This window comes from Kineosporia corallincola (genome assembly GCF_018499875.1).
Classification (GTDB): Bacteria; Actinomycetota; Actinomycetes; order Actinomycetales; family Kineosporiaceae; genus Kineosporia; species Kineosporia corallincola.
This window is the reverse complement of record NZ_JAHBAY010000004.1, coordinates 374,173-395,608: the sequence shown is the minus strand read 5'-3', so window position 1 is coordinate 395,608 and position 21,436 is coordinate 374,173. Positions and strand designations below refer to the sequence as shown.

Genomic DNA, 21,436 nt, shown 5'->3' with positions numbered 1-21,436 from the left:
TCGATTAGATTGGCCGGGTGACAAGCGGGTTCGACGTGGTGGTGGTGGGCGCCGGGGCGTCCGGCGCGCCGCTGGCGGTGCGCCTGAGCGAGAACCCGTCCTGCCGGGTGCTGCTGCTGGAGGCCGGGCCCGACGTCACCACCACGCAGGCCTTCCCACCCGAGATCCTCGACGCCGGCGGGCTCGGCGCGGCCATGCCGGGGCACCCGAACAACTGGGCCTTCCTGGCCCGGCTCACCCCGCACCTGACCTACCTGGTGGCCCGGGGCCGGATCCTCGGCGGTTCCACGGCCCTGAACGGCACCTACTTCGTCCGCGCCCGGCGGGCCGACTTCGACACCTGGGCCGCCGCGGGCAACACCGAGTGGACCTACGAGCGGTGCCTGCCCTACTACCGCAGGCTGGAGACCGACCTCGACCACCCGGGATCGGACCTGCACGGGGACGCCGGCCCGATCCCGGTGCGCCGGGCGCCGCAGAACGCCCATCCGGTCACCCGGGCGTTCGCCGAGGCCTGCGCCGAGCTCGGCTTCGCCGCCGAGCCGGACAAGAACGCCGAGCAGACACCGGGTTACGGGCCGCTGCCGGTGAACGCCGTGGACGGCGTGCGGATCAACACCGGCATCGCCTACGTCAACCCGCACCGCGACCGGCCGAACCTCACCGTGCGCGGCGACACCACGGCCCGGCGCGTGCTGCTCGACGGCACCCGGGTGACGGGGGTGGAGGTGGAGGACGCGCACGGCCGGGTCTCCACGATCGACGCCCCGCTGGTCGTGCTCAGCGCCGGGGCGATCAAATCGCCGCACCTGCTTGCGCTTTCGGGCATCGGCCCGGCCCGGGAACTAGAGGCGGCCGGGATCGCGGTGGTGCGTGACGCCCCCGGCGTGGGCAAGAACTTCTCCGACCACCCGGACATCTCCATCACCTGGACGCCCCGGCGCCGGCTCACCGGGCGACGGCAGCGCGACATGTTCCAGAGCGTGCTGAACTTCAGCTCGTCCGGCTCGGCACACGACGGCGACCTGGAGATCCTGCCCCAGCTGCGCCCTCTGGCCGAGGCTCTGGGCCTGCACACCGGGCGCCGGGTGCGGCTGCGCGGACTGCTGCCGGTTCTGCACCGTTCGGCCGCGATCCTGCGCGACCTGAAAGGCGTTTCGCTGCGCCGGGTGATGCAGCAGGCAGCCACACGCAACGACCTGGCGTTCTCGGTGGCGGTGCAGCAGGCGCTCTCGCGCGGGCAGATCACCACCGTCTCGGCCGACCCGCACGTGCAGCCCGAGATCGACTACCACTACCTGAGCTCACCGGAAGACCTGCGGCGCATGCGCGAGGTGGTCCGGGTGGCGGTGAACCTGCTACGGACGCGGGCTTTCGCACCGTATTTCCGCGCGCTGGGTGAACTGGACCAGGACACCCTGGACGACGACGCCCGGCTGGACACCTGGATGCTCGGCCACCTGGGCACCGCCATCCACGCCTGCGGCAGCTGCGCGATGGGCCCCGGCGACGACCCGGACGCGGTGGTGGACCAGTACGGACGCGTGCACGGCGTCACCGGGTTACGGGTGGCGGACACCTCGATTCTGCCGACCACGCCCTCGCGCGGACCGGCCGCGACCGCGGTGATGCTCGGCGAGCGGGTCGCCGACTTCATCGGATCCGGCCACTGACAGGCGGTTTCACCAGTCGCGCAGATCAATGACGTCGAACGGGCCCTGCGGGCTGCGGGGATCGACCACCACCAGCCGATGCCCCCGGTGCAGGGCCCGGTCGAGGTAGCGCCAGAGGCCGAGCGACTTCAGCAGACCGTCTTCCACCGAGTCGATGCCGTACTCGGCGAACATCGAGAGCAGTTGCCCGTGCAGGTCGGGACTGAGCCTGAGGGACAGTTCGGTGACCTGGCCGGGGCGGGTCACCGTGACGGGATCGTCGTGCGGACCGGCCGTCTCGCTGCCGAAATCACTCGCCACTTCTGCCATGACCAGTTTCCCCCGTGTCTTGCGCACTTCCGCGACCCATCGATCAGTACATTACACAGCGTCACTGGTGTTACCGCGCAAGTACAGGGGGAATCGGCGTCATGTCAGAGAGCACGACGGCGGGCGGCCGGCTGGAGTTCCGCCGGATGCCGCACCACCGGGCGGCCGGGCCGTCCGTGCGCGAACTGCGCGACCTGCCCGAACCACGCCCGAGGAAGAGTGACTGGGTGGTGCTCTGGCCGTTCAGCGTCTGCCTTCCGCTGGACTCGCACTACTGCTGCGTGCACGCGCACCCGCAGCACGACGACCGGACCTGAAGGGGCGGGGATGGACGCGCGCCACGCCCACCCCCGCCCGGCCCGGGAGATCTCGCCGTGATCGTGCACAGGGCCCCCGGCGACCGGCTCACCCCGCAGCGCCCGTAGGCCGCCGGGAACCTTGTGCACGATCACACCGATTGCGGTGGGTCACGGGCGCACGTTCCCGAGAGAGGGATGCGTGCGGGGGGATGGTCCGCGTGCGACTCGAGTCGCGCCACCCGTGACCCACCGTGATGCTTTTGTTATGAAGGACATCGCCCCTGAGCCGTCCGGCACGTACCACCTGTCGCAGTACCTGACGCCCGGGGACGACCCGTCCCGAGTGCTCCGGGAGGTCGCCGAGGAGGTCCGGGACGCCGGCGGAGGCACGATCTCGCTGCCGCCCGGCGAATACTCCCTTCCCGATCCGGCCGTGCTGGAGGATGTCGACCTCCGGGGAGGTCTCGGTCGCACGGTCGTGATCTTCGACGCTCCTGCCGAGCACTCACGCAGTCATCAGAAACACCACCTCCGTCTCGCGCACTCGTCCACGTGACCTTCCAGGAACTCCCCGGCCAGGACCCCGCGACCGGCCGGGAAGTTTCTGCAACGCCACGGGGCACCACCGCTTTCCCCGCTCGTGAGGGTGAGGCACCCAGGCGGCGGCACCATCGACCGCCGCCCCACCCTCGTCTGTCACCACATCCGCCCGTTGCCCCTGTCTCGCTCGTCCCGCCCGTTCTCGTCCGGTCCCGCCGGGCTCGTCGGCGGTCCGTCCGGTGAACAGGTGGGAACCCTTAGGCGAGCCGCCGGCTCGACACCAGTTCCGGGTCCCCCTCCCTGCGGTCGGCCAGCCCACCGGTGTTCAGCCACCCGGACACCCAGGCCCTGAGCAGTTCCGAGGCCGGGCACCTGCGGAGCCGGCCACAGGTGTGGCACCGCCCCGTTCCGTCCACCGGATGGGCGTCGAGCACGAAGGTCAGCGCCTCGACCGTGTGCCGCATCCGCCGCCGCGCCACCGCCCGGACCGCGTCCCCCTCCGACCGGACCTGGCCCCCGGGCCCCACGAGAGTCCTTTCCAGTTCGGACAGTTCGGCCCGCAACTGGGACATCAGCTCCGCCGACGACGTTCCTTCCTGCCTCGGGATCACGGTCATCGCATGATCACCGACCGGAGCGTCTCGACCGCCTGCTCGTCCACGAAGTACGCAGCCTCCTCATCGATCGTCAGGCCCAGACGACCGTCATGGTCGTAGAGCACGATGTCGTCCTGGATCAGCCGTCGCCCACCGGGGCACCACAACCAGTCCGCGAGCGGGCCCCGGTGGAGCACCGCCAGGGTCCGGTCCCCGGCCCAGAGGATGACGAGGTCGTCCATGATCGCCGCGGTGACGGCGACCCCGGTGTGATAACCCCGTCCGTTGACGAGCGGCAGGTCGACCCGGCCCGTCCGGAGCGTGGAGAGAATCCCCGAACAGGGCCAAATGGCGCCACACGCCTCACAAGTCCCACCGTCGTCACGGTGGAGGCTGATGGTGGGCTCGACCCGTCGCGGAACGCGGCGACGCCTGGGTACTGCCACATTGCGACTGCGCGTATCGGACATGTCACCCAAGGTGGCGAAGGGGGCATGTTCTGTGCAACCCTGCATCTCACAGGCTGTTGAATGCAGGCTCTCGATTGCAGGCAATGCGATGCAGCGGCCACGGGGAAGGGTTTAAAAGCAGGCTGACCACGAGGGGATGCGCGGTATGGCCACCGAAGCAGGGAAGCACGAACGACCTCCGTCTCTTGCGCAAAGACGGGTGGGGCAGCGTTTAAAAGGATGGCGAGAACGCGCGCGCAAGACCCAGGAAGACGCCGCTGCTGCACTCTTGGTGCACCACACGAAGATCTACCGGATTGAATCCGGGAGAACTCTCGCCAAACCTGGTGACATTCGGGAACTGTCGAGAATTTATGACATTCCCTTTCCGCAGACGGAAGAATTGATTCATCTCAGCCGAAGTGCCCTCAAACCGGGCATTGTGGACAGTTACCGTGATGTAGTTTCCGGTGACCTGGGACTTCTTGCCGATCTCGAGGCCGCGTGCAGCGAAATGCGAGCCTGGGACGGCGATCTGGTGCACGGCCTGTTGCAGACGCCGGCTTATGCCCTGGCTATTCTCGGGACCCTGCCCGACGTGAGTGACGAGGTTCGCCGAAAGCGGCTTAAATTCCGACTCGAACGCCAGCGCGTGCTAATGTCCAGCGATCCGCACTGCGACATACGGATCGTTCTCGGGGAGTCCGCATTGCGGTACGTCGTCGGCTCGGACGACGTCATGCGGGATCAGATCGGGCATCTCGTGGAACTGAGCAACGAGATCGATATCCGGGTCCGCCCGTTCTCCGTCGGCCCTCACCCGTGGATCGCAGGCGGTGTGTTCACCATGCTGGATTTCCCCGACGCGGCCGATCCTGCCGTCGTCTACACGGAAAGCCACTTGGACTCGCGCTACATGGAGACAGCGCGCGAACTGGCCGAGTACAGGAAGATTTTCGGCGAACTGTACGGCACTTCCATCCCAGTGAAGGAGTTCGTGAGATGAGCACCACCCCCGACCCGACCACATGGATCAAGTCCGCCCGGTCCAGTGCCAACGGATCGTGCGTCGAAATGCGGCAGCACGCCGCCGCAGTCGAGGTGCGCGACACGAAGCAGCTCGGCCAGGGCCCGATTCTGCGTCTGGCACCGACCGGCTTCGCCGACTGGATCGCCGGCGCGAAGACCGGCGAGCTGGACCACCTGACCCACTGATCACTCTGCGAGATCAGCTGGTGCCGGTAAGAAACAGCCGCCGAACCTGATTCGCCGCCCGGCCGTCAGCTCTGGGTCGAGGAGCTGACGTTCCCGGAGTGCCCGGCCGCGTGTTCACCGGCCGGGCACTTCGTCGTTCCACCCCTACCCACCCGTCAGTAAAGACGGCGGAGTACGCTGATGCAGCTATCCGGATCCGCCGGTCGGGAGGGAAAAACGACCATGGATGAGATCGAGGTTCGCGCGATCGCGCTCGGCCTGCCCGAGACCCGCGAGCAGCCGCACTTCTCGATGACGTCATTTCGCGTGCGGGGCAGCATCTTTGCCACCCTGACCCCAGAACGCGACCAACTGCACGTGTTCGTGCCGGAGGACCACGTGCACGACGCGGTCTCCGAGGCACCGGACACCTGCGAAGAGCTGTGGTGGGGGCAGAAACTCGACGGTGTGAAGGTGACGCTCGCCGGCACCGACCCCACCGTGGTGAACGAGCTGCTGATCTCCGCCTGGCGGCAGAAGGCCCCGAAGAAGCTCGTGGCCGAGTGGGAGGGCCAGAACGCCTGATCCCCCGGATCCCCGGCCGGTGGCACTACTCCGATCGGGGCATCCGTGGGCGGGCGCCGTCCGCACGGCGGTGTGCCCCGGTAACGGGTGCTTCGTGCCGACGGCTGATCCGGTGCGCGGCGCGGCGCCGCCCACGTGCTCATCGACGTCCTAAAGTTGTTGCTGAGCAAGGGCGGTCCGCGTACGGGGGTTGTGACGCCATGCAGGAGTGGCCGCGACAGCCGGCCGTCGTGACGCAGCGGGTGCGGCACGACGAGAAGTTGCGTCAGCTACCGGCGGCCGATCCGGACGGGCTGGTGGAGAGCATCCGGGCACGGGGCATCGTGCTCGGCCTCTGGCAGGACCGGCTGGGTGAGCTCCTCGGTCGCGAGCACGACGCGGAGTGCCGGGCGTTGCTGGCCACCCTCCAGTTCGGGGCCCGGCCGCCGCGCCACCTGGTGGGGCCGCCCACCGATCTGCTGCATCGGCTGCGCGACGCACTGAGCAAGCAGATCGACCTGATCGTGAACTCCGCCGCGCTGGACCCGGCCGGCGTCGAGTTCTACCGGTCCCTCCAGCTCGACCTCACCGCCATCGACTGGGAGCAGCCGGCCGACCCGATCGCGGCTCTGCTGGAACGGGTCTGCGAGCGGGTGCGGCTGTTCTACGAACATGCGCTGGGCGAGCCGCTGCACGACGAGTGGCCGCGGGTGAGCTGGCAGCTGAGCCGCACGGGTGACGGCCCGACACCGCATCCCTACACCGCCGACGGGCGTACCCAGGTGTTCGGCCGCCGCGACGTGCTGGTGCGGGTTCGCGCCCAGGCCGGGCATTTCGGGCCGGAGGCGTTCCTGTCGCTGCCGCAGATCCTGATCCACGAGTTCTTCGCGCACGTGCCCACCCGGCCTCGCGGCGATCACGACACCGGGGTGTTCAACGCCGGTTTCATGGACTGGGCCGCCCTGGTGTTCTTCGAGGCCGCCCACGGCGCGCTGCTGCCCCGCGCCGCCGGGCCGTCGCTGGAGCACGGCCTGAGACGGCATGCTCTGACGCCCGGTTCGCGATCGGGAACGACGGACGACGGAACACCGATCGCCGCCGCGGCCCGGGGTACCGGCCATCTGATGGCCCGCCGGCTGGTCAGCTGGTGGTGCACGCACGACGACCGGCTGGAGCGGTCGCAGGTGCGGCTGCGGGTGGCCGGTCTCGCCGCGCGGCTGAACATCTACGACGGGGGCCTGAGCATGGCCGACAAAGACCTGTTCGTCACCGCCATGTCTCCGCGTCGCCCGGCCATGGCCCGGGCCCTGCGCGACTACCTGGAGCAGCCGTCGGGGCCGCTGGAGCCGCTACTGGAGGCCGCCGGCGTCGGGCCCGGTGCCGGCCCCGATCCGGTACCCGACCAGTCGCTCGACCCGGAGGAGCCCGCGTGACCCGGCGCAACGCGGGCAATCTGGTGTCCACGCCGTCGGTGCGCGGCGCCGGACCGCAGCGGCGCCCCCGGGGCGCGGAGCGCGGCCTGGCTCCCGACCCGGGGCAGGAGGCGCACTTCGACCCCCGGCTGGAACTGGCCGAGCACCTGCTGCACCGCACGCTGACCACCGACCGGCCGGATCAGCCGCACCTGCTCGCCCAGGTGCGCAACCTGCTCGACGACGCGCGGCACGACCAGACCCACGGGTCGGGTGACGATGCCTGGCCGGCCCTGCTCGACCTGGACCGGCTGCTGCTCGACCTCACCGACGGCTGCGCCGGGCACCGGGCCCGCCGCATCATGGAGGCCCGGCAGTTGCTGCACCTGGTGCGGGAGGAGACGACCCGGGCGCGGCGGCACGACGAGTCCCGGTTGCGCCGCCTGTCCGGGATCCTGACCGCGCTCGAACGCCGGTCAGCCGACGCGCAGGCGTGAGCCCGTCACTCCGGGCACGCCGTCCACGTCCACCCCGGCCCGGCGCCGCTCGCCCTTGCGCAGGTGCTTGTTCCGGTACATCGCCCGGTCCGCCTCGCGCATCAGCGCCTCCGGATCGGCCTGCCGCCCGGCCCAGGCCAGTCCCCCGCTGGCGCCCACCCGCAGCTGGAGCTCCTGGCCGGAGTCCGAGCGCAGCGCGAACGGACGCTCCAGCGCGGCCTGCACCTGGCTCAGCCGGTGGGCGGCGACAGCGGCCGAGGGGACGCCGTCGAGCACCGCCACGAACTCGTCACCACCCATCCGGGCCAGTGCCCCGCCCGGCCCGAGCGCGTCGGCGAACCGGACCGCGGCCGCCACCAGCAGCTCGTCGCCCACACCGTGCCCGTGCGAGTCGTTGACGGCCTTGAAGCCGTCCAGGTCGAGGAACATCACCGCGACACCGTGCCCCGGGCGGGCCGCCCCGACCGCCGCCGACAGCACCGGGTCGAGACCGCGCCGGCTGAGCAGCCCGGTGAGCGGGTCGTGGGTGGCGGCGTGCCGCAGCTCCTCGTGCCGCAGCCGCTGTTCCTGGGCCAGGGCGGCGCGGGTGGACGCCGACATCCGGGCCAGCACCACGCCCCGCACCAGCACCACACCGCCGACGGCGAGCAGCACCACGGCGATGTGGTCGGACGGCCAGGCCGGGATCTTGCTGTAGATCCAGTGCTCGTGAACCCCCAGCTGGGCCAGGCCGGTTCCGCCGAACAGCAGCAGCATGCCGACGGCCGCGGTGCGGGTGGACCAGTCCCGCTGGGCCGTCTCGGCCGCGAGCGCGCCGATCACCACCGGGTAGAGGCTGGGCAGCTCGGTGGTGGTCATCATCGCCACCCAGACGGCGACGCCGACGATCAGCAGGTTGGCGGACTCGCCGCCGCTGCCGGAGCGCCGGGTCAGCCACTCCTGCACGGGCAGGCTGGAGAGCAGGAAGACGGCGCTCCAGACCCCGAGGATCACCGGCAGCGCCGTCTGGTGCAGGCCGAGCGCGTTCAGCACCGTCCAGGCGAGCAGCGTGACCGCGAGCTCGGCCGCGACGACGACCACGACCCGCCGGGCGGCGGCCGGGATCCGAGCGGTCAGCGACATGGGCCCTTCCAAACTGGTTGATGACTCTCAAGTATCGAGATCGTCACCCTGTGTTGTAAGGGTGATCACCCAGTCGGCCCAACCGGACACGCTTGGTCCACGGGACTTCTGCATCCGTGGCTACATCAGTGCCGCCGTCAGCCGGCAGACGTTGTCCAGGTAGCGCCGCCGCCACGGCTCGCGTTCCCACTCCTGGAGGGTCAGCTCCCGGGACACCGAGCGGTACAGCTCGTCGTTGGCCTGGAGCCGCTTCACCAGATCGCCGCCGAAGCCCAGCAGAGTGACCTCGTAGGTGAGCGCGAACGAGCGGAAGTCCATGTTCGACGAGCCGATCACGCCCACCTCGTCGTCCACCGTCAGGTACTTGGCGTGCAGCACGGCCGGGGCCGGATAACGGTGGATGCGCACCCCGGCCTCCAGCAGCGTGCGGTAGTAGGAGCGCTGGGCGTGGCCGACGAGGAACTGGTCCGCCTCCTCACCGACGAACAGCTCCACCTCCACGCCCCGGTAGGCGGCGGTGGTGATGGCCGCCAGCAGCGACTCGTCCGGCACGAAGTAGGGGCTGGTGATCGCAATCTTGCGGTTGGCCATGTGGATCAGCGACACGAACATCCGCAGGTTCGGCTCGGTCGGGAAACCCGGGCCGGACGGGATGATCTGGAGCGCGCACTCGCCCGGGTCGACCGGGTCCTGCACGGGCTTGCGGGCCTGGAGCATCTGCCCGGTCTCGATGAACCAGTCGGTGGCGAACACCGCCTCCACCCCGAACACCACCTCGCCGCGCAGCTCCACCGACAGGTCGTGCCAGGCCCGGCCGATCCGGGTGTTGGTCTCGCTGCCGTAGTGCGGGCCGATCACGTTGTGCGAGCCGACGAAGGCCACGTCACCGTCGACCACCAGCAGCTTGCGGTGGTTGCGCAGGTCGGGCCGGCGCCAGCGGCCCTCGAGCGGCTTGATCGGCATCATCAGGTGCCAGTCGATCCCGGCCAGGGTGAGGCGTTTCTGGAAACCCTCCCAGTCCGCGTACTTCCGCGATCCCAGGTGGTCGAGCAGCAGCCGCACGGTGACGCCCCGGGCCACCGCGTCCTTCAGCGAGGTGAAGAACCGGTCGGTCGTGGCGTCCCAGCTCATGATGTAGAACTCGACGTTCACGTAGTAGCGGGCGGTGTCGATCGCGGCCGCCATCGCCCCGAAGGTCTCGTCCGGGTCGTCGTGCAGGGCGTGCACCCGCCCGTCCACGCACGGCATGCCGGTCAGCTGCCGGTTCTGGCGGAGCAGGCCGGTCAGCGCGGGCGAGGGGTCCACCCCCTCCGGCACCAGCGGCAGGTGCGAGGACCGCTCGGCCAGGATGTGGTTGGCCTGTGCCTGGACCTGCCGTCGTCGTCCGTGCACGTACGGGCTCCCCATCAGCCAGTACAGCGGGAAGCCGACGAACGGCAGGAACAGGATCAGCAGCAGCCAGGCCGACGACGAGGAGGGCCGTCGGTTCTCCGGCACGGTCCCCACCGCGAAGAACTTCATCGCGTACTCGACGACGAGGAACCCCGACGTCATCACCTGGTCCCAGCTCATGAGGGCGAAGCTTATGAGCTGATGATCAGTGTTCTCCCCCGGTGTCTCCCGATGTGTCTCCAGAGGTGTCCCCCGAGGCGTCCCTCGAGACCGCCAGCGCCAGTGCCAGCGCCGTGACGTCTTCGATCAGGCCCGCCTGCCAGCCGGGCATCCGGGTGGACGCCCACTGCCGCCAGCCGGCTCCGGCCCAGGTGCCCAGGGCGGCACCGGCCACGGCGGCCAGCGCGGGCAGGGCCAGGTTGCGCCGCTCCCCGCGGGACAGGGCGGCGGCACCGGTGACGGCGCCGAACAGCCGGACCGCGACCTCCGGGCGGCTGGTGCGGGGCGGGGCGAAGGGCATCTTGTCGAGTGCCAGCTCCGAGGCCACGCCGGCCAGCGCGCCCAGCCGGGCCGACCGGGAACCGGCGGAGCGCAGCCGGGGTGCCGCCGAACCGAGCGAACTGCGGCTCCCGGCGGCCACTCCCAGGACGGCGGAGCGCAGAACCAGACGAGTGGTGGCCGGTTCGACCGGGTGGTCCTGGTTCTCCGTGGCCCGCAGAACGGCGACCGCGGCGATGCCGTAGCCCAAAGGGGGGACGGCGTGGGTGATCCGGTCCCCCGCGGTCCCGCTGCCCGGCGAGCTCAGGCCGAGCAGCACCGCCGGGGCGTCGGCGGCCGCCATCGCGCCCGCGCCGACGGCCACGGCCTCCAGCGCGGCCGGCAACCGCACCCCGGCCGAGCGGGCCGCCGCGGCCAGCACCCCGACGGCCAGTCCGGTGGCCGTGCCGGAGAGCGCGCCGAGCGCGGTGACCCGGTTGGAGCGCTCGGATTTCGGGCCGGGCACCGGCACTCCGAACCGATCGGACAGCCGTTCCACCACCTGCCCGGGCAGGTCGTCGGCGGTCCGGCCGCGCACAACGGTGCCGACGTGGGCGACGGCGTTCAACGCGGCGGTGCCAGCGGCACCGGCCAGCAGCCCGCGGTTCACGACGGAGGTCATGCCCTCACGGTCGCGGGCGGTTCTGGATCTGGCAACCCGAGATCCGTTGCCGCGCGCTCGCGCTGGGGCTGCACGGTGTACACCGGATCGCGCACACTGTTGCGTCCGGCCTCGAAGATCCCGAAACGCGTGCAGGCGGCACCGGCCAGCAGGGCAGCGCCGCTCACCGCGGCCAGCGCCCGGCCCGGGCGCCCGGGCACCCGTGCCGACACAACGGTTCCCAGCGAGCCACCGGCTGTCAGGACGCGGGCGGCGCGCAGCAGGGTTCCGGCTCGGCCCTCGTGGAAGCTGCGGGCCACCACGCCCGGCGCGTTCTCGATGCGGTGCGTGGCGGCCAGTTCCACCGCCGCACCGGCCAGGGCCAGGCGGCGTACCGGCCCGGTCTGCGCCGCCGGGGCACCGATCAGCCCGGCCCCGGCCGCCGACGCCGCGGCGGAACCGGCGAACAGGAAGGGCAGCTCGCGGTAGGACTGGTGCCAGGCCGGCACGGCGGTGTCGGCGATCAGCACCGAGGTATAGGTCGCGACGGCCGGCCCGAGCCCGGCCGCCACCAGGCCGGCGATCCGCCCGGCCGCCGGGAACAGGCCGGTGGCCAGTGCCGCGGCCGTGGCCCCGGCCGCCGGCCCGTAGCCGGTCAGCAGCCAGGTGCCCATGCTCATCGGCGAGGTCGGCTTGGCCACCCGGAGCATGTTGACGAACCGCTCCGGCCGGCCCAGATCGTGCACCAGAGCCACCAGCGACAGCGAGATACCGCCCAGTGCAGTGTATTTTGCCGTGCGCTCCAGGTCCGGCCGGCCGGTCAGCGCGGCGCCCGCGCCGACCACCGACGAGGCTCCGGCCATGCCTCCGAGGAACAGGTAGCCGGCGATGTCGGTGGCCGACCAGGTGATGTCCTTGAGGATCGGCCTGCCGTAGTACGACTCGAACGAGGCCTTCGGCACCATCAGCCGCTCACCCCGGCGCGGGCTCATCGCCGGGCCCCGGCGGCGAAGGCGGCACCGGCCGCGGCCAGCAGGCCGAGCGCGGCCACTCCGGCGTGCCGCCACATCGAGGGCAGGTCGCGGGTCGTCACCACCGGGTCGGGCGGCAGGCCGTACACTTCTGGCCGGTCGAGCAGCAGGAAGAACGCGCCGTTCCCGCCCACCCCGTCGTCCGGGTCCCGGCCGTACAGCTCGGCCTCCGGAACCCCCTGCGCGTGAAGGGTTTCCAGCCGGGCGTCGGCCGCGGCGCGGAGCACGTCCAGGTCGCCGTACTGGATCGAGTCGGTCGGGCATGCCTTGGCGCACGCCGGTTCTAGCCCGTCACCGATCCGGTCGTAGCACATCGTGCACTTGAACACCCGGCCGTCGTCCTTGCGCTGGTCGATCACGCCGTAGGGGCAGGCCGACACGCAGTAGCCGCAGCCGTTGCAGACATCCTGCTGCACCACCACGGTGCCGAACTCGGTGCGGAACAGCGCACCGGTCGGGCAGACGTCGAGGCAGGCCGCGTGGGTGCAGTGCTTGCACACGTCGGACGACATCAGCCAGCGCATGCCGTCACCGGTCTCCTGGGCCTGCGCGGAAGGCGTTCCCACCGTAGGCATCCCGAGGTCGACCGGGCGCTTCTTCTGCTCGATGAACGCCACGTGCCGCCAGGTGTCGGCCCCCAGCGCACCGGTGTTGTCGTAGGACATGCCGGTGAAGTTCAGGCCGTCCTCCGGCACCGCGTTCCACTCCTTGCAGGCCACCTCGCAGGCCTTGCAGCCGATGCACACGCTGGTATCGGTGAAGAAGCCCTTGCGCGGGGTGTTCTCCCACCCGGCCTGGGTGACCACGTCGTCGCTCATCAGATCTCCCTGCCGGTGCTCTCGGTGATCCCCGCCCGCTCGGCGGTGACCCGGACCAGTTCGGTGCGGGCGGCGCCGCGCGGGCGCCGACCCGGCCGGATGTCGGCGGTCAGGGCCTTCACCTCCTCGATGTGGGCATTCGGGTCGAGGGCGACCGCGGTCAGGTCGTTCACCGCGTCGCCGGTGGCGTAACCGTTCGGGCCCCAGTGATAGGGCAGGCCGATCTGGTGGATCACCCTGTCCCCCAGGCGTAATGGCGCCATCCGGTCGGTCACCAGCACCCGGGTCTCCACCGCGGCGCGGGCCGTGATCACCGTGGCCCAGCCGCCGTTGTGCAGCCCCCTCAGCCGGGCCAGCTCGGGCGACACCTCGCAGAACAGCTCGGGCTGGAGTTCGGCCAGATAGGGCGACCAGCGCGACATCCCACCGGCGGTGAAGTGCTCGGTGAGCCGGTAGGTGGTCACCACGAACGGGTAGACCGGTGACGCCTGCGGGTGGAACCGGTTGTCCGGATGCGGTTTCTGGATCTCCCGCACCGGGTTTCGGCTCTGCCGGTACAACGGGCTGGCCACCGGCGTGTCCTGCGGTTCGTAGTGTGTCGGCATCGGGCCGTCGACCAGACCGGACGGCGCGTACAGCCAGCCCTTGCCGTCGGCCTGCATGATGAACGGATCGTTGCCGGCCAGCCCGTCACCGCCGGTGGCGTCCTCGGGCGGCACGTAGTCCGGCCGTTTGTCCGGCACGAAGTCGGGCACGTCGTCGCCGGTCCAGCGCTGCTGCCCGGGATCCCACCAGACCAGGCGTTTCCGCGAGCTCCACGGGGTGCCGTCGGGCGCGGCGCTGGCCCGGTTGTAGAGGATGCGGCGGTTGGCCGGCCAGGCCCAGCCCCAGTCCAGGCCGAGCCAGTTGTCGTCGGTGCGCGGGGTACGCCGGGCTGACTGGTTCACGTCGTCCGCGAACACCCCGCAGTAGATCCAGCAGCCGCAGCTGGTGGAACCGTCGTCCTTCAGCTCGGTGTAGGCGCTCAGCTGACCGTGCGGGCCCTTCCCGCTGATCCGGCGCAGCACCTCCTCGGCGTCCGGCTCGCCCGTGTCCGAGCAGGGCAGGTCCCAGTTCAGATCGCGCACCGGCTCGTCCATCTCGTCGGTCGACCCGGCCAGTTTCCGCCGGATCAGCCGGCCCAGGTGATAGGTGAACCACAGGTCGCTGCGCTGGTCGTCGCGCGGCTCGACGGCCTTCGCGTGCCATTGCAGCATGCGGTTGGTGTTGGTGAAGGTGCCGTCCTTCTCGGTGTGCGCGGCGGCGGGGAAGAAGAACACCTCGGTGGCGATCTCCTCGGTGCGCATCTCGCCGCTCGCGATCTCCGGCCCGTCCTTCCACCAGGTCGCGCTCTCGATCAGTGAGAAGTCGCGCACCACAAGCCATTCCAGGTTGGCCAGGCCGAGCCGCTGGAGCCGGGCGTTGGCCGAGCCGACCGCCGGGTTCTCCCCCATCAGGAAGTAGCCCTTGCACACCCCGTCGATCTGCGCCCGCACGGTCTCGTAGGTGCTGTGCGAACCGGTGATCCGCGGCAGGTGGTCGAAGCAGAAGTCGTTCTCGGCGGTGGCCGCCGCACCGAAGTACTCCTTCAGCAGGCTGACCGTGTAGGAGCGCATGTCAGCCCAGAAACCGCGCTGCGCGGAGTCGTTCTCGACGTAGGAGTCGAGGCTCTCGTGCTGGTGCGCGTGCGGCATCGGCAGGTAGCCGGGGAGCAGGTCGAACAGCGTCGGGATGTCGCTGCTGCCCTGGATGCTGGCGTGCCCGCGCAGCGCCATGATGCCACCGCCCGGGCGGCCGATGTTGCCCAGCAGCAGCTGAAGGACGCTCGCCGCGCGGATGTACTGCGAGCCCACCGTGTGCTGGGTCCAGCCCACCGCGTAGGCGAACGCGCTGGTGCGCTCCGGGCCGGAGTTGGCCGTCAGCGCGTCGCAGATCAGCGCGAACTGCTCGGGCGGCACGCCGCACACCTCGTGCACCATGTCCGGCGTGTAGCGGGCGTAGTGGCGCCGTAGCACCTGGAACACGCTGCGCGGGTGGCGCAGTGTCTCGTCGCGGACGGGGGTGCCCTTCAGCGCGGGACCGCCGGAGCCGTGCGACTCCCCGTGCGCGGCGCTGGAGATCGGCCGGTTTCCGTCGTCCCCGCTCTTGTCCCGTTCCCCCGAGGCCGCGGCCACGTCCATGCCCTCGTACTGCCACGAGGACTGGTCGTAGGCCCGCTCGCCCGCGTCGAACCCGGAGAACAGCCCGTCCAGGTCCTCGGTGTCCCGGAAGTCCTCGGTCACCAGCGTGGCCGCGTTGGTGTAGTTCAGCACGTAGTCGCGGAAGTACAGCTCGTTCTCCAGCACGTGCCGGATGATGCCGCCGAGCAGGGCGATGTCGCTGCCGGCCCGGATCGGCACATGGTGATGGGCCAGCGCGCTGGTGCGGGTGAACCGTGGGTCGACGTGAATGATGGTGGCACCGCGCGCTTTCGCCTCCATCACCCACTGGAAGCCGACCGGGTGTGCCTCGGCGAAGTTGGAGCCCTGGATCACGATGCAGTCGGCGTTCTGGAGGTCCTGGAGACAGGTGGTGGACCCGCCCCGGCCGAAACTCGTCCCCAGCCCGACGACCGTGGAACTGTGACAGATCCGGGCCTGGTTCTCCACCTGCACCACGCCCAGCGCCGTCATCAGTTTCTTGATCAGGTAGTTCTCCTCGTTGTCGAGGGTGGCACCGCCCAGACTGGCGACGCCCATCGTGCGCCGCACCCGGCGGCCGTCCTCGTCGTCCCACTGCCAGCCCTGGCGACGGCTCTCGATCACCCGGTCCGCGACCATCTCCAGAGCCGTTCCCAGGTCGAGTCTTTCCCAGTCGGATGCGTGGGGACGACGGTACAGAACATGCCGTTCCCGCGCGTCGCCCGTGGTCAGCTGGAGGGTGGCGGAGCCCTTCGGGCAGAGCCGACCGCGACTGACCGGGGAGTCCGGGTCACCCTCGATCTGCACGACCCGCTCGTCCTTGACATAAACGTCCTGGGCGCATCCGACGGCGCAGTACGGGCAGACCGACTTCACCACGCGGTCAGCGGTGGCGGTGCGCGGCATCAGCTCCGCGGTGCGCCCGGAGCGGGCCGCCCGGCCGCGACCCCACACGTCCGTCCCGGTGACCTGCCGGTAGGCCGGCCAGGCACCCAGCCACGTCCTCACACCCACGTCGTCATCACCCCAGCATGTTGTGATCCGGCGGCGCGGGCTCTGTTTACCGGTCGTCGACAGCTCAACAGTCGCGCTGCGACACGGGGCACGCCATTCGAGACAGCTGTAGGCGTTTCCGGGATGCCGTCAACCGGGGATCTGCCACAATGACCCGATCGCGCGCCGACCGGCCAGCACCGGCGGTAGCCGATGGCCGGGCTGTGACCGAAAACCGGTTACCAGCCGGGAAACACACGGGGAGTTCATGCCATGCCGGGCATCCGTCACACGTTCGAGGCCGATCTGCACCGGGTCGACGAGATTCTGCTGCGGATGTGCGAGCTGGCCGGCGAGGCCGCCGGCGACGCCACCGCCTCGCTCGCCGCCTGCGACGTGGCCCTGGCCCAGCGGGTCATTGACGGCGACCCGGCCATCGACGCCCTGCACCACGAGCTGGAAGAACGGCTGCTGCACATCATCGCCCGGCGGGCCCCGGTCGCCACCGACCTGCGCATGCTGCTGGCCGCCCTACGGGTGGGCGCCGACCTGGAGCGGATGGGCGACCTGGCCCGGCACGTGGCCAAACTCGTGCGCATGCGCTACCCGCGCCCGGTGGCCCCGGGCGACTCCCGCGCCCTGGTGCTGGACATGGGATCGGTGGCCGTGCGCCTGGCCGCGCTCACCCACGCCCTGCTCGAGAGCCACGACATCGGCCTGGTGAACGAGCTGATCGGCGTGGACGACCGGCTCGACCACCTGCACCGCACCCTGCTGTCCAGCCTGCTCGAACCGGACTGGGAGCACGGCGTGGAACCGGCCGTCGACCTCACCCTGATCGCCCGGTTCTACGAGCGGTACGGCGACCACACCGTCACCATCGCCCACCAGGTGCAGTTCATCGTGACCGGCAGCCTGCCCGAGCCCCGCCCACGCGAGGTGGCCGGGCCGGCCCGGCAGAAGATCGTCGTCCCGCGCTGATCCCGCTGCGTCTCACCAGTCGTGCACGGTGCCGTCCGCCAGCCGGTTGAACGGCAGATAGGCGCGCTGGTAGGGGTGTTTCGCGGCCTCCTCCTGGTTCAGCGTCACTCCCAGCCCCGGCTGCTCGCCCGGGTGCAGCATCCCCTCGCGGAACGTGAACGACTGCTCGAACACCTCGTTGGTGCGCGCCCCGTGCTGCATGTACTCCTGAATGCCGAAGTTGTGGATCGCCAGTCCCAGATGCAGCTGCGCGGCCAGCCCCACCGGCGAGATGTCTGTCGGGCCGTGCATGCCGGACTTGATCTGGTACTGGCTCGCGTGGTCCAGCACCTTCTTCAGGTGCGTGATCCCCCCGGTGTGGGTGACGGCGCTGCGCACGTAGTCGATCAGCTGCTCGCGGATGATCAGCTGGTAGTCCCACACGGTGTTGAAGATCTCGCCGATCGCCAGCGGCGTGGTGGTGTGCTGCCGCACCAGCCGCAGCGCCTCCTGGTTCTCCGCCGGCGTCACGTCTTCCAGCCAGAACAGGTCGTACGGCTCCAGTGACCTCCCCAGCCGGGCGGCCTGGATCGGGGTGAGCCGGTGGTGGGAGTCGTGCAGCAGCGGCACCTCCGCGCCGAACTCGTTGCGCACGGCCTCGAACACGCCCGGCACGTGCCGCAGGTAGGAGCGGGTGTCCCAGTCCTCCTCGGACGGCAGGTCACCGCGCTGGGCCGGCTCGTGGTCGTAGCGCACGCCCTCCTGGTAGGTGGCGTTGGAGGCGATGCCGTAGATCGACTTCAGGCCGGGGACGCCGGTCTGCACCCGGATCGCCCGGTAGCCCTGCTCCTGGTGCGCCCGGATGCTGTCGAACAGCTCGGGCAGCTCCTTGCCCGAGGCGTGCCCGTAGGCCAGCAGGCCGGTCCGCGATGCCCCGCCGAGCAACTGGTACAACGGCATCCCGGCGGCCTTCGCCTTGATGTCCCACAGCGCGATGTCGACGGCCGCGATCGCCGCCATGGTCACCGGCCCCCGCCGCCAGTAGGCGCTGCGGTAGAGGAACTGCCAGGTGTCTTCGATCCGGCTCGCGTCCCGCCCGATCAGCAGCGGCACCACGTGCTCGGTCAGGTAGGCCACCACGGCCAGCTCCCGGCCGTTCAGCGTGCCGTCCCCCAGACCCACCAGCCCGTCGTCGGTCTCCAGCCGGAGCGTGACGAAGTTGCGGTCGGGACTGGTGACGACGACATCGGCCTTGACCAGCTGCACGGTGACTCCTCCTCGAGTGGCTGCGGCAGCACGCTAGGCACGGCGTCGTGCGGATGACAAGGGTCAGCCGGCCTCCGGCGGATCCGGCGCCCCGCTGCTGCCGTCGTCGCTCTCGGTGAAGAACGAGACCTTGCCGTTGGCCTCCAGCACGGCCAGCTCGACGTCCGCGATCCGCCGGATGCCCTGCTCGCGGGCGGCGGCGAACAGATCGTTCACCGACATCCGTTCGCCGTTCAGGGCTTTCAGATCGGGCTGGCCGTTGCGCACGACGATGATCGGCACGCCGTGGGTGATCGGCAGCAGCGGGCGCCAGCGCTGGTTGGCGTACGAGACGGCGACCGTGATCACGGCGAAGGTGGAGACCGCCAGCAGGGCCCCGGTGACCGAGTAGTCCTGCTGGGTCACCCCCTGCTGAACCATGTCTCCCATCGTCACGAACAGGATGAGCTGGAAGGTGCTCAGCTCGCCCAGCGTGGCCCGGCCCACGGCGCGGGTGATGACCCAGAGGAAGAGCCAGACCACGGCGGCCCGCACGACGATCTCCATCACGGCACCAGCCTGGTGCGGTAACCGACCCGGGTGATCTCCTGACCCCCGACGATCAGCACGGTCTCGGCCTTCTCGCCGTGCTGCGCGGAAGGCTGCACGTAGGCGTCGAACTCGACGGTCAGGGTGTCTCCCGGTGGCGCGGCGAAGTCCTGGTACAGATAGCGCCCGCCGGTGGTCTCGGAGTCCGGTTCCGGGGTGAAGCCCTGGGACTCGAACATGGCGAAGTAGGTGATGTCGGTGGCCAGGGTGACCGGGCCGGCGAAACCGCCCGGGTGGCGCACGGTCACGCGCCACGGGGTGTCCAGCCCGGCGCGGGAGATGCGGGCGTGGGTCACCGACAGGGTGTATCCGTTCATGGACGACGCGGTGGTGCCGGATCGCACCCCCAGCAGCCCGCCCGCACCGACGAGGACGAACACAGTGAGGACGGCGACGGTGGTGCGGCGGATCACCCGGCCACGCCGATTGTCTTGCACCGTGCGCAGATCCGCCAGGGTCGAGGTGCTGTCACGTTGTTCCGGCACCCGGCCGACGTTAGCGCATCCGGTGGGCGATCACCGCTCGACGCCGCGGTTGCCCGCACCCTCCTGCGGGTGCTCCGGGTTCAGGCCGGGACCGCGCTCGTGCAGCTGCGAGTGGTCGGACGGGCCCGCTGAGTCGTCGGGCCGGTCACGGGCCGCCACCTCGGGGTGGTGCAGGTCGAATGCCGGTCGCTCGGAACGGATCCGGGGCAGAAGCCGGAAGTTGTGCCGGGGCGGCGGACTGCCGGTGGCCCACTCCAGCGAGGCGGCGTAGCCCCACGGGTCGTCGGGCAGCTGCTCGTAGGGCTTGCGGGCGGTGCGGTAGATGTTGACCAGGAACGGCACCAGCGAGACGGCCAGCACCAGCGAGCCCACCGTGGAGATCCGGTTTTGCAGCTCGAACCCGTCTTCGGGCAGGTAGTCGGCGTAACGCCGGGGCATGCCCTGCACCCCCAGCCAGTGCTGGATCAGGAAGGTGGTGTGGAAACCGATGAAGGTCAGCCAGAAGTGCACCTTGCCGAGCGTCTCGTCGAGCATGCGCCCGGTGAGTTTCGGCCACCAGAAGTAGAAACCGCCGAACATCGCGAACACCACCGTGCCGAACACCACGTAGTGGAAGTGCGCCACCACGAAATAGCTGTCGGACAGCTGGAAGTCGAGCGGCGGCGCGGACAGGACGACACCGGTCAGGCCACCGAACAGGAAGGTGACCAGAAACCCCAGCGACCACACCATCGGCGTCTCGAAGGTGATCGAGCCGCCCCACATGGTGCCGATCCAGTTGAAGAACTTCACCCCGGTGGGCACGGCGATCAGCATGGTGGTGAACGCGAAGAACGGCAGGGCCACCTGCCCGGTGACGTACATGTGGTGCGCCCACACCGACATCGACAGTGCGGCGATCGCGATGGTGGCGAACACCAGCGTCTTGTAACCGAAGATCGGCTTTCGGCTGAACACCGGCAGGATCTCGCTGACGATACCGAAGAACGGCAGCGCGATGATGTACACCTCGGGGTGACCGAAGAACCAGAACAGGTGCTGCCACAACAGCGCCCCGCCGTTCTCCGGCTCGAACACCTGCGCCCCGAACCGGCGGTCGGCGCCCAGCGCCAGCAGCGCGGCGGCCAGCGGCGGGAACGCCATGATCACCAGCATGCTGGTGATCAGCGTGTTCCAGGTGAAGATCGGCATCCGGAACATGGTCATGCCGGGCGCCCGCAGGCAGATGATCGTGGTGATGAAGTTGACGGCACCGAGGATGGTGCCGAAACCGCTCATCGCCAGGCCGAACACCCACAGGTCGCCGCCGAGCCCTGGGGTGTACACCGAGTTGGACAGCGGGGCGTAGGCGAACCAGCCGAACGACGCCGCGCCCTGCGGGGTGAGGAACCCGGACACCGCGATCAGGCTGCCGAACAGGAACAGCCAGAACGACAGCATGTTCAGCCGCGGGAAGGCGACGTCGGGCGCGCCGATCTGCAAAGGCATGATCGCGTTGGCGAAGCCGGCGAACAGCGGCGTGGCGAACATCAGCAGCATCGCCGTGCCATGCATGGTGAACAGCTGGTTGTACTGCTCCTTGCTGCTGACGATCTGCACGCCGGGCGAGAACAGTTCCAGCCGGATCAGCACCGCCATCAGGCCGGCCAGCAGAAAGAACCCGAAAGAGGCGATCAGGTAGAGATTTCCGATCACCTTGTGGTCGGTGCTGGTGATCCACCGGGTGAGGGTGCGGCCCTTGCGGCTGGGCACCGCGCGGACACGTGCAGCCGCCGGATCGGACAGAAGCGTCATCCGTGAGCCTCCCGGTGCCAGGTCTGGGTCCGTGCCGGGTTCTGTCTACCGCCGGGTTCCACCACCGTGCCGCACCAGTCTGCCCGTTTCACCGGCC

22 protein-coding genes are annotated in these 21,436 nt (G+C 70.1%); 9 read left to right on the top strand and 13 right to left on the bottom strand.

The genetic code is table 11. The annotated features are described in order from the left end of the window. The first annotated feature begins 17 nt into the window (after positions 1 to 17). The gene (locus KIH74_RS38550) at positions 18 to 1,673 is read left to right on the top strand and encodes a GMC family oxidoreductase (RefSeq protein WP_214155956.1); all 1,656 of its coding nucleotides are present in this window, start codon (positions 18 to 20) and stop codon (positions 1,671 to 1,673) included. A 9-nt stretch (positions 1,674 to 1,682) separates the two neighbouring features. Here the strand turns inward: KIH74_RS38550 and KIH74_RS12040 are convergent, their stop codons facing one another. Next, positions 1,683 to 1,982, bottom strand: a complete 300-nt coding sequence (locus KIH74_RS12040; protein ID WP_214155955.1) for a hypothetical protein — start codon at positions 1,980 to 1,982, stop codon at positions 1,683 to 1,685. A gap of 101 nt (positions 1,983 to 2,083) precedes the next feature. Here KIH74_RS12040 and KIH74_RS12035 point away from each other — a divergent pair, with 101 nt between their 5' ends. Further along, positions 2,084 to 2,299: a hypothetical protein gene (locus KIH74_RS12035; protein ID WP_214155954.1), complete on the top strand. Its 216-nt coding sequence runs from the start codon at positions 2,084 to 2,086 to the stop codon at positions 2,297 to 2,299. A gap of 247 nt (positions 2,300 to 2,546) precedes the next feature. Next, positions 2,547 to 2,837: a hypothetical protein gene (locus tag KIH74_RS12030; RefSeq protein ID WP_214155953.1), complete on the top strand. Its 291-nt coding sequence runs from the start codon at positions 2,547 to 2,549 to the stop codon at positions 2,835 to 2,837. A gap of 241 nt (positions 2,838 to 3,078) precedes the next feature. Here KIH74_RS12030 and KIH74_RS12025 read toward each other — a convergent pair whose 3' ends face one another. Both KIH74_RS12025 and KIH74_RS12020 read right to left on the bottom strand, forming a co-directional pair. Further along, the gene (locus KIH74_RS12025; protein WP_214155952.1) at positions 3,079 to 3,438 is read right to left on the bottom strand and encodes a hypothetical protein; all 360 of its coding nucleotides are present in this window, start codon (positions 3,436 to 3,438) and stop codon (positions 3,079 to 3,081) included. Beyond that, positions 3,435 to 3,659, bottom strand: coding sequence for a hypothetical protein (locus KIH74_RS12020; RefSeq protein WP_214155951.1), 225 nt, complete (start codon positions 3,657 to 3,659; stop codon positions 3,435 to 3,437). The genes KIH74_RS12025 and KIH74_RS12020 overlap by 4 nt, the downstream gene beginning before the upstream one ends. 373 nt (positions 3,660 to 4,032) lie before the next feature. On the opposite strand from KIH74_RS12020, the gene KIH74_RS12015 reads away from it, so the two are divergent. From KIH74_RS12015 to KIH74_RS11995, 5 genes are all read left to right on the top strand, one after another. Then, entirely contained in the window at positions 4,033 to 4,872 is an 840-nt protein-coding gene (locus KIH74_RS12015; RefSeq protein WP_214155950.1) for a helix-turn-helix domain-containing protein, read from the top strand. Next, positions 4,869 to 5,081 carry a DUF397 domain-containing protein gene (locus tag KIH74_RS12010; protein ID WP_214155949.1) on the top strand — a complete coding sequence of 71 codons (213 nt, stop codon included), beginning with the start codon at positions 4,869 to 4,871 and terminating at the stop codon, positions 5,079 to 5,081. The genes KIH74_RS12015 and KIH74_RS12010 overlap by 4 nt, the downstream gene beginning before the upstream one ends. Before the next feature lie 222 nt (positions 5,082 to 5,303). Next, complete coding sequence (locus tag KIH74_RS12005; protein WP_214155948.1) at positions 5,304 to 5,645, top strand: MmcQ/YjbR family DNA-binding protein; 342 nt, start codon at positions 5,304 to 5,306, stop codon at positions 5,643 to 5,645. A 230-nt stretch (positions 5,646 to 5,875) separates the two neighbouring features. After that, the gene (locus tag KIH74_RS12000; RefSeq protein ID WP_214155947.1) at positions 5,876 to 7,057 is read left to right on the top strand and encodes a hypothetical protein; all 1,182 of its coding nucleotides are present in this window, start codon (positions 5,876 to 5,878) and stop codon (positions 7,055 to 7,057) included. Next, the gene (locus KIH74_RS11995; protein ID WP_214155946.1) at positions 7,054 to 7,533 is read left to right on the top strand and encodes a hypothetical protein; all 480 of its coding nucleotides are present in this window, start codon (positions 7,054 to 7,056) and stop codon (positions 7,531 to 7,533) included. Before KIH74_RS12000 ends, KIH74_RS11995 begins: the two co-directional genes overlap by 4 nt. Here KIH74_RS11995 and KIH74_RS11990 read toward each other — a convergent pair. The 6 genes from KIH74_RS11990 to fdh form a co-directional block, all read right to left on the bottom strand. Next, a complete protein-coding gene (locus KIH74_RS11990) occupies positions 7,513 to 8,655 on the bottom strand; it encodes a diguanylate cyclase domain-containing protein (protein WP_214155945.1) in 1,143 nt (380 codons plus the stop codon). The two genes, KIH74_RS11995 and KIH74_RS11990, sit on opposite strands and share 21 nt — an antisense overlap. Positions 8,656 to 8,775: 120 nt before the next feature. Next, positions 8,776 to 10,227, bottom strand: coding sequence for a cardiolipin synthase (gene cls, locus KIH74_RS11985; protein ID WP_246572179.1), 1,452 nt, complete (start codon positions 10,225 to 10,227; stop codon positions 8,776 to 8,778). 25 nt (positions 10,228 to 10,252) lie between these two features. Then, a complete protein-coding gene (locus KIH74_RS11980; RefSeq protein WP_214155944.1) occupies positions 10,253 to 11,206 on the bottom strand; it encodes a hypothetical protein in 954 nt (317 codons plus the stop codon). After that, positions 11,203 to 12,177 carry an NrfD/PsrC family molybdoenzyme membrane anchor subunit gene (gene nrfD, locus KIH74_RS11975; RefSeq protein ID WP_214155943.1) on the bottom strand — a complete coding sequence of 325 codons (975 nt, stop codon included), beginning with the start codon at positions 12,175 to 12,177 and terminating at the stop codon, positions 11,203 to 11,205. The genes KIH74_RS11980 and nrfD overlap by 4 nt, the downstream gene beginning before the upstream one ends. Next, positions 12,174 to 13,034: a 4Fe-4S dicluster domain-containing protein gene (locus tag KIH74_RS11970; RefSeq protein ID WP_214155942.1), complete on the bottom strand. Its 861-nt coding sequence runs from the start codon at positions 13,032 to 13,034 to the stop codon at positions 12,174 to 12,176. The genes nrfD and KIH74_RS11970 overlap by 4 nt, the downstream gene beginning before the upstream one ends. After that, positions 13,034 to 16,267, bottom strand: a complete 3,234-nt coding sequence (fdh, locus tag KIH74_RS11965; protein ID WP_308113729.1) for a formate dehydrogenase — start codon at positions 16,265 to 16,267, stop codon at positions 13,034 to 13,036. Before fdh ends, KIH74_RS11970 begins: the two co-directional genes overlap by 1 nt. Before the next feature lie 252 nt (positions 16,268 to 16,519). Here fdh and phoU point away from each other — a divergent pair, with 252 nt between their 5' ends. Next, on the top strand, positions 16,520 to 17,227 hold the full coding sequence (gene phoU, locus KIH74_RS11960) for a phosphate signaling complex protein PhoU (protein WP_214155941.1): 708 nt from the start codon (positions 16,520 to 16,522) through the stop codon (positions 17,225 to 17,227). Positions 17,228 to 17,239: 12 nt separating this feature from the next. On the opposite strand, the gene manD is transcribed toward phoU, so the two are convergent. The 4 genes from manD to ctaD form a co-directional block, all read right to left on the bottom strand. Beyond that, complete coding sequence (manD, locus tag KIH74_RS11955) at positions 17,240 to 18,472, bottom strand: D-mannonate dehydratase ManD (RefSeq protein ID WP_214155940.1); 1,233 nt, start codon at positions 18,470 to 18,472, stop codon at positions 17,240 to 17,242. Positions 18,473 to 18,535: 63 nt separating this feature from the next. Further along, positions 18,536 to 19,018 carry a DUF421 domain-containing protein gene (locus KIH74_RS11950; RefSeq protein WP_246572271.1) on the bottom strand — a complete coding sequence of 161 codons (483 nt, stop codon included), beginning with the start codon at positions 19,016 to 19,018 and terminating at the stop codon, positions 18,536 to 18,538. After that, positions 19,018 to 19,545, bottom strand: a complete 528-nt coding sequence (locus KIH74_RS11945) for a hypothetical protein (RefSeq protein WP_214155938.1) — start codon at positions 19,543 to 19,545, stop codon at positions 19,018 to 19,020. The genes KIH74_RS11950 and KIH74_RS11945 overlap by 1 nt, the downstream gene beginning before the upstream one ends. Positions 19,546 to 19,575: 30 nt before the next feature. Continuing rightward, entirely contained in the window at positions 19,576 to 21,339 is a 1,764-nt protein-coding gene (gene ctaD, locus KIH74_RS11940) for an aa3-type cytochrome oxidase subunit I (protein WP_214155937.1), read from the bottom strand. Positions 21,340 to 21,436 lie beyond the last annotated feature (97 nt).